General features: G+C 70.2%; 12 protein-coding genes. 9 read left to right on the top strand and 3 right to left on the bottom strand.

Going from position 1 to position 13158, the window contains the following annotated elements:
• Nucleotides 1–141: 141 nt before the first annotated feature.
• The gene (locus A8G15_RS10550; RefSeq protein ID WP_245687791.1) at nucleotides 142–501 is read left to right on the top strand and encodes a YciI family protein; all 360 of its coding nucleotides are present in this window, start codon (nucleotides 142–144) and stop codon (nucleotides 499–501) included.
• Nucleotides 498–1769, top strand: a complete 1272-nt coding sequence (locus tag A8G15_RS10545; RefSeq protein WP_068158843.1) for an RNA polymerase sigma factor — start codon at nucleotides 498–500, stop codon at nucleotides 1767–1769. The genes A8G15_RS10550 and A8G15_RS10545 overlap by 4 nt, the downstream gene beginning before the upstream one ends.
• Here the strand turns inward: A8G15_RS10545 and A8G15_RS10540 are convergent.
• From A8G15_RS10540 to A8G15_RS10530, 3 genes are all read right to left on the bottom strand, one after another.
• Entirely contained in the window at nucleotides 1736–2479 is a 744-nt protein-coding gene (locus A8G15_RS10540) for an HNH endonuclease family protein (RefSeq protein ID WP_245687789.1), read from the bottom strand. The genes A8G15_RS10545 and A8G15_RS10540 overlap by 34 nt on opposite strands.
• Before the next feature lie 53 nt (nucleotides 2480–2532).
• The gene (locus tag A8G15_RS10535) at nucleotides 2533–2859 is read right to left on the bottom strand and encodes a hypothetical protein (RefSeq protein WP_068158842.1); all 327 of its coding nucleotides are present in this window, start codon (nucleotides 2857–2859) and stop codon (nucleotides 2533–2535) included.
• Nucleotides 2860–2935: 76 nt separating this feature from the next.
• Nucleotides 2936–3838: an NADP-dependent oxidoreductase gene (locus tag A8G15_RS10530; protein ID WP_068158840.1), complete on the bottom strand. Its 903-nt coding sequence runs from the start codon at nucleotides 3836–3838 to the stop codon at nucleotides 2936–2938.
• Nucleotides 3839–3945: 107 nt separating this feature from the next.
• Here A8G15_RS10530 and A8G15_RS10525 point away from each other — a divergent pair, with 107 nt between their 5' ends.
• The 7 genes from A8G15_RS10525 to A8G15_RS10495 all read left to right on the top strand — a co-directional run bounded on the left by A8G15_RS10525 (nucleotide 3946) and on the right by A8G15_RS10495 (nucleotide 13098).
• Nucleotides 3946–6744: a DEAD/DEAH box helicase gene (locus A8G15_RS10525; RefSeq protein ID WP_211270146.1), complete on the top strand. Its 2799-nt coding sequence runs from the start codon at nucleotides 3946–3948 to the stop codon at nucleotides 6742–6744.
• Nucleotides 6745–6746: 2 nt separating this feature from the next.
• Nucleotides 6747–7502: an SWIM zinc finger family protein gene (locus A8G15_RS10520; protein ID WP_068158838.1), complete on the top strand. Its 756-nt coding sequence runs from the start codon at nucleotides 6747–6749 to the stop codon at nucleotides 7500–7502.
• 132 nt (nucleotides 7503–7634) lie between these two features.
• Nucleotides 7635–9167 (top strand): CoA-acylating methylmalonate-semialdehyde dehydrogenase, encoded by a 1533-nt coding sequence (locus tag A8G15_RS10515; protein ID WP_068158835.1) that lies wholly within the window; start codon nucleotides 7635–7637, stop codon nucleotides 9165–9167.
• 38 nt (nucleotides 9168–9205) lie between these two features.
• Complete coding sequence (locus tag A8G15_RS10510; protein WP_068158834.1) at nucleotides 9206–10360, top strand: isobutyryl-CoA dehydrogenase; 1155 nt, start codon at nucleotides 9206–9208, stop codon at nucleotides 10358–10360.
• A complete protein-coding gene (locus A8G15_RS10505) occupies nucleotides 10357–11415 on the top strand; it encodes an enoyl-CoA hydratase/isomerase family protein (protein WP_068158832.1) in 1059 nt (352 codons plus the stop codon). Before A8G15_RS10510 ends, A8G15_RS10505 begins: the two co-directional genes overlap by 4 nt.
• A gap of 1 nt (nucleotide 11416) precedes the next feature.
• Nucleotides 11417–12325, top strand: coding sequence for a 3-hydroxyisobutyrate dehydrogenase (gene mmsB / locus A8G15_RS10500; RefSeq protein ID WP_068158830.1), 909 nt, complete (start codon nucleotides 11417–11419; stop codon nucleotides 12323–12325).
• Nucleotides 12322–13098 (top strand): enoyl-CoA hydratase, encoded by a 777-nt coding sequence (locus tag A8G15_RS10495; RefSeq protein ID WP_068158829.1) that lies wholly within the window; start codon nucleotides 12322–12324, stop codon nucleotides 13096–13098. Before mmsB ends, A8G15_RS10495 begins: the two co-directional genes overlap by 4 nt.
• Nucleotides 13099–13158: the final 60 nt, after the last annotated feature.

Here is a 13158-nt window from a genome sequence, read left to right as displayed (position 1 = left end):
GAAGTCGGAGAACGCGCCGCCGTCCGGACATCGGAGATCGGACAACGTGTGATTCGTGATGTCCGGACCGGCGCAGCCGCTCCGACTTCAGGGGTGAGGGCCCCGTCCGGGGGCACGGCAGAGGAGACCACCGTGAAATACATGCTCATGATCTACAACCGCCCGGGCTTCGTCGAGGAACTGGGCGACAACGCGCGGGAGGAACTGTTCGGGGAGGTCGACGCCATCATGGCGGAACTCACCGAATCCGGTGAACTCGTCGGCGGACAGGCGCTGACCGACCCGTCGACGGCCCGCACCGTACGGCAGGGCGCGAGCACCGCCCACACCGTCACCGACGGGCCGTTCATGGAAAGCAAGGAACAGTTCTGCGGCTACGTCGAGGTCGACGTCGACAGCCTGGACCGGGCCGTGGAGATCGCCGCGCGGTGGCCCGACGTGCGCTTCGGCGGGGCGATGGAGGTCCGGGCCGTGATGCACGACGGCGGGGCCGAGATGTGAGCGACCCGCAGGACCTGCTGCGCACCCTCGCGCCGCAGGTCCTCGGGTACCTCGCGGCGCGGCACGGGCAGTTCGACGCGTGCGAGGACGCCGTGCAGGAGGCGCTGTTCGCGGCGCACCGGCAGTGGCCCGCGGAGGGCGTCCCGTCGAATCCCCGCGGCTGGCTGATCACCGTCGCCCGGCGGCGCCTCACCGACGAATGGCGCAGTGACAGTGCGCGCCGCGACCGCGAACATGCCTGGGTGGCAGCGGAACCCGACCGTCCTGCGGACGATCCCGCGGATGCCGAGCAGGCCGGCGACGACACGCTGACCCTGCTGATGCTGTGCTGCCATCCGGCGCTGTCGCCGTCGTCGCAGATCGCGCTGACCCTGCGCGCGGTCGGGGGACTCGACACCGCGCGCATCGCCCGCGCGTTCCTGGTGCCGGAGGCGACGATGACCCGGCGCATCACCCGCAGCAAACAGGCGATCCGCGACGCCGGTGCGATGTTCACGCTGCCTGCCACGGCGGAACGCGCCGAGCGGCTGCGGACGGTCCGGCACGTGCTCTATCTGATCTTCAACGAGGGATACACCAGTTCCGGCGGACCGGACCTGACCTCGCGTGAACTGAGCGGCGAAGCGATCCGTCTCACCCGCCTGCTGCACGCGCTGCTGCCCGAGGACGCCGACACCACCGGTCTGCTCGCCCTCATGCTGCTCACCGACGCGCACCGCGATGCCCGCACCGATCCGTCCGGCGCCCTCGTTCCGCTCGCCGACCAGGACCGCACCCGCTGGGACCGGGCGCAGATCGCCGAGGGAACGGTCCTGGTCACCGCGGCGCTCACCGCCGCACCGCCCGGTCCGTACCAGCTGCAGGCGGCGATCGCCGCGGTGCACGCGGAGGCCACCTGCGTCGAGGACACCGACTGGGCACAGATCGTCGCGCTGTACCGGGTGCTGTCGCACGTCGCGCCCAACCCGATGGTCACGGTCAACCGGGCGGCCGCGGTGGCCATGCTCGACGGCCCGCGCGCCGGGCTCGCCCTCCTCGCGACCGTGGCGGACGACCGGCGGCTCGCCGGGAACCACCGCGCGCTCGCGGTCCGGGCACACCTGCTGGACCTGGCGGGGGACACCGCCGCCGCGCGCGCGGCGTACCTCGAGGCGGCCAGGTTGACGGCGAGCGTGCCCGAACAACGCTATCTGCGGGGCCGGGCGGCCCGCCTGGCCCCGAACGGGAAGGGCCGTCACGACGACGAGGAGGATCGCGCCGAACCCTGACTCGCGTCGGGACAGGTCGCGGCCGCGTCGGTGAGCGCGCGATGATCGGCCGCCGTCACGGGCAGTCCGTACCGCACCGCGACCGTCAGGTACTTGCCCGCGAACCAGCAGCGGGTGCTCGCCGCCGGCGGGAGCCAGTCGGCGGGGGTGTGGTCGCGTTTGTCCTCGTTCGCGGTCCCGTCCACGGCAATGAGGTTGAAGTCGATGTCGTTGGCGAACTGCCGGCGCAGATCCCGGGACCAGCTCGCGGCACCGAGATCCCACGCCGCGGCGAGAGGGAAGATGTGGTCGATGTGCACCGCGCGGGAAGTACTGCGACGGAACAGGATCCGGGTACCGGTGTACGGATCGTCGAGGGTTCCCGACTGCACGGCGCACTCGCCCGCCCCGGGCCGGAACGTCACCTCGCGCAGGTCGCGGGCGAGCACGTTGTTGCGGGTGTCGCAGCCGTCGTGCCCGCCGCGGCCGGGATGATCGTCCGACCACGCCGGCCCGAACACGCATGCCTCCCCGGCGCCGCAGCCACGGTGATATCCCGGAACGTGCGGACGCTCGAAAACCACGGTGACGCTCGCGAGCAACCGCCCGAGTTCCTCGCGGGACGGGCTTCCCGGCGCGGCAGGATCCGGCGGGCCGGCTCGTTCCCACCAGCACGAGGCGACGATCGCGACCGCCACGACCAGAATCCAGATGCCTTTGCCCCCACGCACCGGCCGATCGTCGCAGCAGGCACCGACAACCGGGAACGATCAGCGGCGGGCCGTCATCCGTCGACGGTCAGCGGGAACCGCGCGGCGTGGATGGACGCGACCGTGCGGCCGTCGTGCCCGACGATCCACGAGCCGCCGCTCTGCTTGCACTGGGCGATCCGGTCGAACACGGTGAGCAGGAAGAAGATCGCCTGCTCGGGACTCGCGGTCGCGGCCAGGCGATGCGACTCGCCGTGTTTGCTGCCGTCGAGCCACACCCCGCACTGGCCGTCCAGACGGAGGGTGGTGATGTGGCCGGAATCGACGAACGCGTACTTGACCTGCTCCCACGGGGTGTTGGAGCTGTAGGTCTGCTCGAGGACCTGGATCAGAATCGACATGGCGGACTCCTGGTGAGTTACCTGGTCACCAGTGTCCCAGGGTCGTCCGCGGTGTGCGCCCGATCCGCCGGGGCGTTCAGCGAACGGCGATGACGACCTTGCCCCGGGCGTGCCCGGACTCGACGGCGGCGAGTGCCGCACCCGCCTCCGAGAGCGGAAACGTCTGCTCGACGCAGGGATCCACGGTGCCGTCCGCGATCAGCGCCGCAACGGTTGTGAACACCTCGGTGGTGCGGCGCCGCTCCACCCCGGAACCGCCCAGTTCCGCCGCGCCGGCCGGATCCGCGACGGAGACGATGCGGGCTCCCGGCACTGCCGCGGCGAACGTCCGGAGGGTCGCGCCGCCGACCAGGTCGACGATCGCGGTGGTGCCCGCGACACGGGTGGCGGCGTCGTCCCCGGATTCGATCCAGGAGGCGCCGGCGGCTTCCACGAGATCCCGTTTCCCGGCCGACGCCACACCGAGCACGCGCGCACCGCGTGCCCGCGCGAGCTGGGTCGCGGCGGATCCGACGCCTCCGCCCGCACCGACGACGAGCACGGTGTCCGCGTCCGACACCGCCAGCGCATCGACGATGTCGAAGGCGGTGCCCACGGCCACCGGCACGGTCGCGGCGGCGGCGAAACTCACCCGCTCCGGTTTGTGCGCGGTGCCGTGGGCGTTGAGCAGCGTGTACTCGGCGTACCCGCCGAACCCGGTCGCGGTCGCGCCGAACACCGCGTCGCCGACCGCGAACCCGTCGACGCGGTCGCCGACAGCGGTGACGACACCGGACACCTCCCGCCCGAGGACCGCAGGCAGGGTGACGGGAACGGTGTCCTTGCGGGTGCCCGCGCGGATCTTCCAGTCGGCCGGATTCACGCCCGCGGCGTGCACCGCCACCAGCAACTGTCCGGGGCCGGGTTCGGGGACGGCCGGGTCGAGGAACTGCTGGGTATCGGGGCCGCCGTATTCGGCGAAACCGTACGCGAGGGGCATGCGCACAGCCTAGGGCGGCTCCGCCACCCGTGTGCCTTTGTGGCGGCCCTGACCGCCACAAAGACACACCGGCACCGGAGGTGCCTGCGCCTGGCACCATGGTGGGCATGTTGCATGGGGTCTGGTCACCGGGATCGGGACTGTTGTTGTGGCGCGACCCCTCCGCCCCGCGCGACGACGACGCGCTGCCGGCGGCCCTGCGCCGCTGGACCGACCGTCCGTTCCGCCATCGCGTCGAGCTGCGTCTGCCCGGCGACGACGAGCCGCAGGCACTGCCGGCCGTCGCGGTGGCCCCGCCCGATGCCGCCGGACTTCTGCTGGAGCTGCCGCGCCGGCCCGACGGCGTCTCCGGTGACCTGCGATTCCTCGCGCACGTCGCCCGAGGGATCGAACGCTGGGCGCAGGCCGGACGCGTCGCACCCGGCATGCATCGCGCCGAGAAACAGTGGTGGGTGCGCTGGCAGCTGCTCGGCGGTGACCGGACCCGGGCGTGGAAGGCGGAACTGGTCGCCGCGATGCCACCGGTGCAGCGCCGGCTGGGCACTCCGTCGACGCTGCTCGAGAACCTGTGCACCGAACTCACCGACCCGATCGTCCGGACGATGCTCGGCTCCGGCACATCCCTGCACCCGCTGGTCGCGGCCCTGTCCGAGGGGGTGCCGCACCACGGCGGCAGCCAGCGCATGGCCGACGCTCTCGACGAGTGGCGGGCAAGCCTGTCCGGCAACGAACCGGACCTGGTGCTGCGCCTCGTCGAACCCGACGAGGGCGACGATCCCGCCGACGCCCTGTGGCGGCTCGAGGTGTGCCTGCGTTCGGAGGGGCAGGCCCCGGCACCGGTGCCGGTCGGCGGCACCGACGCGGAGCTGCTGCAGATCGGGATCCGCAAGCTCGGCGCCGCGTTGAAGGCCTACCCGCGGCTGCAGGACGTGCCGCGCGACCCCGACAGCCTGGACCTGTTGCTGCCCACGCCCGTCGTCATCGACCTCGTCGAGCACGGTGCGCGTGCCCTGCAGGATGCCGGTGTGGCCCTGCTGCTTCCGCGCGCGTGGGCGACGGTCGAACCGTCGCTGCGGCTGCGCGTCGATTCCGCCGCCGCCCCCGTCGCGGCGGAGGAGAGCGCGGTCGGCATGAACGCGATCGTCTCCTACGAATGGCAGCTCGCAGTGGGGGACATGCTGCTCAGCACGGCCGAGATGGAACAGCTCGTCGCCGCCAACAGCGACCTGGTCAAGTTGCGTGGCAAGTGGGTCAAGGCGGACGCGGCGGCGCTGGCCCAGGCCGCCCGGTACGTGACCCGCAATTCGGGGCAGGACACCACGCTCGGCTCGCTGTTCGCCCAGTTCACCGGCGACGAGGTGCCGCCCGCCGAAATCACCGACATCAGCGCCTCCGGCTGGGTCGCGACGCTGCTCGACGGTCAGGCACACCCGGAACCGGTCCCGGCGCCGGCCGGCCTGCACGCGACCTTGCGCCCCTATCAGCAGCGCGGTCTGGACTGGCTGGCGTTCATGAACGGGCTCGGTCTCGGGGCGGTGCTCGCCGACGACATGGGTCTCGGCAAGACCGTGCAGGTGCTGGCGCTGCTGGTCCACGAACGCACCCTCGGCCCGGTCCGGCCGACGCTGCTGGTGTGCCCGATGTCGGTGGTCGGCAACTGGCAGCGCGAAGCCGCGAAGTTCGCCCCCGGCCTGCGTGTTCACGTCCACCACGGGTCGGGCCGGCTGCGGGACGACGACCTGGCCGCCGCGGTCGACGACAGCGACCTCGTCATCACCACCTACTCGATCGTCGCGCGCGATCTCGCGCACGTGCGGGCACTGCCGTGGCACCGGGTGGTGCTCGACGAGGCCCAGCACGTCAAGAACGCGAACACCGCGCAGTCGCGCGCGGTGCGCGCGGTGACGGCGTCGCACCGCGTCGCGCTGACCGGCACCCCCGTCGAGAACCGGCTCGAGGAGTTGCGGTCGATCCTCGACTTCGCGAATCCGCGGCTGCTCGGCTCCGCGACCTCCTTCCGCGCGCGGTTCGCGGTGCCCATCGAACGCGAGCGCGACGCGGCGGCCGCGGCCCGGCTGCGGGCACTGACCGCCCCGTTCGTGCTGCGCCGGGTCAAGACCGATCCGGACGTGATCGCCGACCTGCCGGAGAAGTTCGAGCAGACCGTCCGCGCGAACCTCACCGCCGAGCAGGCCGCGCTGTACCGGGCGGTCGTGGACGACATGATGCGCAAGATCAAGGAGAAGGAGGGCATGGCCCGCAAGGGCGCCGTCCTCGCGGCGCTGACCCGGCTCAAGCAGGTGTGCAACCATCCGGCGCACTATCTCGCCGACGGATCTCCGGTTCTGCGCCGCGGCCGGCATCGCTCCGGCAAACTGGGCCTGGTCGAGGACATCGTCGAATCGGTGCTCGCCGACGGCGAGAAGGTCCTGCTGTTCACCCAGTTCCGTGAGTTCGGCGAGCTCATCGCCCCGTATCTCGCCGAGCGGTTCTCCACGCACGTGCCCTTCCTGCACGGCGGTGTGTCCAAGAGCCGCCGCGACGCGATGGTCACCGGATTCCAGGAACCGGGTGGGCCGCCGATCATGCTGCTCTCGCTCAAGGCCGGCGGAACCGGCCTGAACCTGACCGCGGCCAATCACGTGGTGCACCTCGACCGGTGGTGGAACCCGGCGGTGGAGAACCAGGCCACCGACCGGGCGTTCCGGATCGGTCAGCGACGCGATGTGCAGGTGCGCAAGCTCGTGTGTGTCGGCACTGTCGAGGAACGGATCGACGAGATGCTCACCGGTAAACAGGAACTCGCGGATCTCGCGGTTGGTGTGGGGGAGAACTGGATCACCGAACTGTCCACCGACCAGCTGCACGCCCTGCTGACCCTGAGCGACGACGCGGTGGGTGAATAGACATGGCACGAAACGACTTCCGTGGATACGGCACCCCGATCCGGGTCGACGGCGGCATCGAGGCCCGAGCCAAACGCGGCTCGATCGGACGCAGCTGGTGGTCGAAGGAACTGATCGGCGCGATGGAACAGGTGGCCGACAAGGGCCGGCTGACCCGCGGCCGCACCTACGCGCGCTCGGGTCAGGTGCTCTCCATGCGGCTGGAACCGGGAGCGGTCGTCGGCGACGTGCAGGGCAGTCAGCTGCGCCCGTTCACCGCGACGGTCACCGTGCGCACCCTCGACGACGACGCGATCGCCGAACTGGTCACGCAGGTGCGGTCCGCGCCGGGGATGCTCGCGCGGCTCGCGGCCGGGGCGCTGCCGGAGGAACTGGGACCGCTGCTGTTGCCTCGTCGTGCCGGCGAACTCGACTTCGATTGCACGTGCCCCGACGACGGTTGGCCCTGCAAGCACGCCGCGGCCGTGGCGTATCTGCTGGCCGAGCACGTCGACGAACATCCGCTGGCCGTACTGACGCTGCGGGGCGTCGGTCTCGAGACGTTGATCGGCGGGGTCGACGCGGCGCCACCGCCCACCGACGACTTCTACGGTGACGACACCGAGCTGCCGGAGCTGCCGATGGAACGGTTCCGGCCCGCGCTCGAGGATCTGGACCCGATGCTGTTGCGGCGCGCGCTGCGTGCGGGCGGCACGGACGAGGCCGTGGTGATCCGGGCGGTCTCCGACCTCGAGAACCTCTACCGCCGGCTGCGCTGACACGTGCCGACTGCGGTGGCGGGGTGTGACGGTAGACATACATGGACTTCCAACTATAGGATGGACACAGACTTGCGGGGTGCTGTCGGTGCCTCGCGTCCGTCACCGTCGATCAGCAAAGGACTCGCGACAATGAGCATTCGTGAACTCACCCACTTCATCGGCGGCGAGCACGTCGCCGGGACGTCCGGACGATTCGGGGACGTCTTCGACCCCAACACCGGCGAGGTGCAGGCACGCGTCCCGCTCGCCACGAAGACCGAGGTCGAATCCGCGATCGCGAATGCCGAGGAAGCCCAGAAGGAATGGGCGTCGTGGAACCCGCAGAAGCGCGTCCGGGTACTGATGCGCTTCCTGCAGCTCGCGCAGGACAACATGGACGAACTCGCGCGGCTGCTGTCGAGCGAGCACGGCAAGACGATCCCCGACGCCAAGGGCGACATCCAGCGCGGACTCGAGGTCGTCGAGGTGGCCCTCGGCGCCCCGCACCTGCTCAAGGGCGAATACACCGAGTCCGCGGGCACCGGCATCGACGTCTACTCGATGCGGCAGCCGCTCGGCGTCGTCGCCGGCATCACCCCGTTCAATTTCCCCGCGATGATTCCGCTGTGGAAGGCCGCCCCGGCGCTCGCCTGCGGCAACGCGTTCGTGCTCAAGCCGTCCGAACGCGATCCCTCGGTGCCGCTGCGTCTCGCCGAGCTGTTCCTCGAGGCCGGTCTGCCCGCGGGCGTCTTCAACGTCGTCAACGGCGACAAGGAGTCCGTCGACGTCCTGCTGAACGACAAGCGCGTCAAGGCCCTCGGCTTCGTCGGCTCCACGCCGATCGCGCAGTACATCTACGAGACCGCCGCGCAGAACGGCAAGCGCGCACAGTGCTTCGGCGGCGCGAAGAACCACGCGATCATCATGCCCGACGCCGACCTGGACCAGGTCGCGGATGCGCTCGTCGGTGCCGCCTACGGTTCGGCAGGTGAGCGCTGCATGGCGCTGTCCGTCGCCGTTCCCGTCGGCGCGGAAACCGCCGACCGGCTCGTCGCCAAGCTCACCGAGCGCATCGCGGAGCTGCGGATCGGCACCAGCTTCGACGAGAAGGCCGACTTCGGCCCGCTCGTGACCGCCGCCGCCCGCGACCGCGTCCACAACTACATCGCCTCCGGTGTCGAGGAGGGAGCCGAGCTCGTCGTCGACGGCCGCGGATTCGTCCTCGAAGGCCACGAGAACGGCTTCTTCTCCGGCGCCACCCTCTTCGACAAGGTCACCACCGACATGTCGATCTACCGCGAGGAGATCTTCGGTCCCGTGCTGACCGTCGTGCGTGCGAAGGACTACGAGGACGCTCTGCGGCTGCCGACCGAGCACGAGTACGGCAACGGCGTCGCGATCTTCACCCGCGACGGCGACACCGCCCGCGACTTCACCACCCGCGTGCAGGTCGGCATGGTGGGCGTCAACGTCCCGATCCCGGTGCCGATCGCGTACTACACCTTCGGTGGCTGGAAGGCGTCCGGATTCGGCGACCTCAACCAGCACGGCCCCGATGCCTTCCGCTTCTACACCAAGACGAAGACCATCACGCAGCGCTGGCCGTCCGGTGTCAAGGAGGGCGACCTCGAGGGCGCCCACGTCGCCGACACCGACCACTTCGTCATCCCGACCATGGACTGAACGGTCCGGACGGAACGACAGACCGAGACAGGACCACCATGTTCAACCTCACCGACGACGACCGGGCGATCCGCGACACCGCCAGGGACTTCGCCACCGAGTACCTGGCCCCGAACGCCGTGGAATGGGACCAGGCCAAGCATTTCCCGGTCGATGTGATGCGCAAGGCCGCGGCACTCGGGATGGGCGGCATCTACGTCCGCGAGGACGTGGGCGGCTCGGGACTGCGCCGACTCGACTCGGTGCGCATCTTCGAGGAACTCGCCAAGGGCTGCCCGTCGATCGCCGCGTACATGTCGATCCACAACATGGTCACGTGGATGATCGACAAGTTCGGCAACGACGACCAGAGGCGCCGCTGGGTGCCGGGGCTGTGCTCGATGGAACAGCTCGGCAGCTACTGCCTCACCGAGCCGGGCGCCGGCTCCGACGCGGCCGCTCTGAGCACCAAGGCCGTCCGCGACGGTGACGAGTACGTGCTCACCGGCGCCAAGCAGTTCATCTCCGGCGCCGGCACCTCCGACGTGTACGTCGTCATGGCGCGGACCGGGGAGCCCGGTCCGCGGGGTATCTCCGCGATCATTGTCCCGAAGGACACGCCCGGCCTGTCCTTCGGCGCCAACGAGAAGAAGATGGGCTGGAACGCCCAGCCCACCCGCCAGGTGATCTTCGACGGCGCGCGGGTGCCGGCCGAGAACCTGCTCGGGACCGAGGGCAGCGGCTTCCGCATCGCGATGCAGGGCCTCAACGGCGGTCGCCTCAACATCGCCGCGTGCTCGGTCGGCGGCGGCCAGACCGCCCTCGACCGGACCGTCGCCTATCTCGCCGAACGCAAGGCGTTCGGCGAGCGGCTGCTCGACTCCCCGGCACTGCAGTTCCGCCTGGCGGACATGCGCACCGAACTGGAAGCGGCCCGGACCCTGCTGTGGCGGGCGGCGGACGCGCTCGACGAGGGCACCGACGACGTCGTCGAACTGTGCGCGATGGCAAAGCGTTTCGCCACCGACGCCGGTTTCGAGGCGGCGAACGAGGCGCTGCAGCTGCACGGCGGCTACGGCTACCTCGCCGAGTACGGTATCGAGAAGATCGTGCGGGATCTGCGCGTGCATCAGATCCTGGAAGGAACCAACGAGATCATGCGGGTGGTCGTCGCGCGCAGCGTGGTGGCCTCGGCGCAGACAGGAGCGGCATGACCGGGCAGGAACCGGAAGTTCTCGTCGAGGTGGCGGACGGCGTCGGCCGTCTGACCCTCAACCGGCCCAAGGCCATCAACGCGCTCAACCACGGCATGGTTCGCACCATGGCCGAGAAACTCCTCGAATGGTCCGCCGACGAGACCGTCACCGCGGTCGTCGTCGACGGCGCGGGGGAGCGGGGATTGTGCGCCGGCGGCGACATCGTCTCGATCTACCACGATGCGAAGGACGGCGGCACCGGGTCGCAGGAGTTCTGGCGCGACGAGTACATCCTCAACGCCGCGATCGGCCGCTACCCCAAGCCGTACGTGGCCATCATGGACGGCATCGTGATGGGCGGCGGCGTCGGTATCTCCGCGCACGGCAACGTGCGGGTCGTCACCGAACGCTCCACCATCGCGATGCCCGAGGTGGGTATCGGCTTCGTCCCCGACGTCGGCGGCACCTTCCTGCTCTCGCGTGCCCCCGGTGAACTCGGCACCCACATCGCGCTCACCACCGGGCGGCTGAAGGCCGGCGACGCGATCGCCCTGGGCTTCGCCGACCACTTCGTCCCGTCCGAGTCGCTGGACAAGTTCGTCGCCGCGATCGGCTCCGCCGGACTCGACGACGCGCTCACCGAATACTCCCGTCCGGCACCGGAATCCGAACTGATCGCGCAGCAGACGTGGATCGACGCCGCCTACTCCGCGGACACCGTCGAGGAGATCGTCGAACGCCTGCAGGCTTCCGATCTTCCCGAGGCGCAGGCCACCGCCGAGCAGATCCTCGGCAAGTCGCCCGTCGCACTGAAGGTCACGCTGCGCTCGCTGCGGCAGGCACGCGCCGCCGAGTCGCTCGAGGATGTGCTCGACGAGGAGTTCCGGGTCTCGCTCGCGTCCCTGAAATCCCACGACCTCGTCGAGGGCATCCGAGCGCAGGTCGTCGACAAGGACCGCAACCCGCAGTGGTCGCCGGCGACCCTCGCCGACGTGACCACCGCCGACGTCGACGCCTACTTCCAGCCGCTCGGCGAGCTCGAACTCGGCCTCGCCGCCTCCCAAGGAGAATGACATGAGTGCTCTCCCCACCGTCGCGTTCCTCGGTCTCGGCCACATGGGCGGGCCGATGGCCGCGAACCTCGTCAAGGCCGGATACGCGGTCACCGGATTCGACCCGGTGCCCGCCGCGCAGGAACAGGCGACCAAGGACGGGCTGACCGTCGTGGCCTCGGCCACCTCGGCCGTGCGCGACGCCGATGTCGTCGTCACCATGCTGCCCAACGGCAGGCTGGTGCTCGACCTCTACGACGAGATCCTCCCCGCCGCGAAGCCGAACACCCTGTTCGTCGACAGCTCCACCATCGACGTCGCCGACGCCCGTGAAGCCGCCGAACGCGCCCACAAGGCCGGGCACCGGGCCATCGACGCACCCGTCTCCGGCGGCGTCGCCGGTGCCACCGCCGGCACGCTCGCGTTCATGGTCGGCGGCTCCGAGGAGGACTTCGCCACCGCGCAGCCGCTGCTCGACGTCATGGGCCGCAAGGTGGTGCACTGCGGCGCCTCCGGTGTCGGGCAGGCCGCGAAGATCTGCAACAACATGATCCTCGGCGTGTCGATGATCGCGATCAGCGAGGCCTTCGTGCTCGGCGAGAAGCTGGGTCTGACCAACCAGGCGTTGTTCGACGTCGCGTCCAACGCGTCCGGACAGTGCTGGGCGCTGACCAGCAACTGCCCGGTCCCTGGGCCCGTCCCGACGACCCCGGCGAACAACGACTACCAGCCGGGCTTCGCCGCGGCCCTGATGGACAAGGACCTCGGCCTGGCCGCGAACGCGCTCCGGGCCAACGGAGTGGAGGGCGAACTCGGACTGCGTGCGGCCGAGATCTACCATCGCTTCAACACCGGTGGCGGCGGCGGGCTCGACTTCTCCGCCATCGTCACCGACATCCGTGCCCGTTCGACTGCAGAGGACAACCAGTGACCGACTTCGAGACCATCCTGCTCGACCGCAAGGGTCGCGTGGGACTCATCACGCTCAACCGGCCCAAGGCGCTCAACGCGCTCAACAGCCAGTTGATGCGCGAAGTGGTCGCGGCCGTCGAGGAACTCGACGCCGACCGCGAGATCGGCGCGATCGTGATCACCGGCTCGGAGAAGGCGTTCGCCGCCGGAGCCGACATCAAGGAGATGGCCCCGAAGACGTACTCCGAGGCGTACGGCGAGGATTTCTTCTCGGACTGGGACAAGATCTCCTCGGCGCGCACCCCGATCATCGCCGCGGTCTCCGGTTACGCGCTCGGTGGCGGCTGCGAGCTGGCGATGCTGTGCGACTTCATCATCGCGTCGGACACCGCGAAGTTCGGGCAGCCCGAGATCAAGCTCGGCGTCATTCCCGGCATCGGCGGTTCGCAGCGCCTGACCCGCGCCGTCGGCAAGGCGAAGGCCATGGACATGTGCCTCACGGGCCGCAACATGGATGTCGAGGAAGCCGAACGCGCCGGGCTGGTTTCGCGCATCGTGCCGGCCGCCGAGTTGCTCGACGTCGCGCTCGAAACCGCCGCCACCATCGCGTCGATGTCGCTGCCCGCCGCGATCATGGCGAAGGAAGCGGTCAACCGGGCGTTCGAGACCACCCTCGCCGAGGGCGTGAAGTTCGAACGCCGCGTGTTCCATTCGACGTTCGCCACCGCCGACCAGAAGGAAGGCATGGCCGCGTTCATCGAGAAGCGGACACCGGACTTCAAGCACGCGTGAGCGTGACACTGCAGGGCCGCCCCGGAAGGGGCGGCCCTGCAGTCGTTTTCGGGTCCGCAC

This window comes from Rhodococcus phenolicus, assembly GCF_001646785.1.
Lineage (GTDB): Bacteria > Actinomycetota > Actinomycetes > Mycobacteriales > Mycobacteriaceae > Rhodococcus > Rhodococcus phenolicus.
The sequence above is the reverse complement of the archived record's forward strand: the minus strand, read 5'-3'. Positions and strand labels throughout refer to the sequence as shown.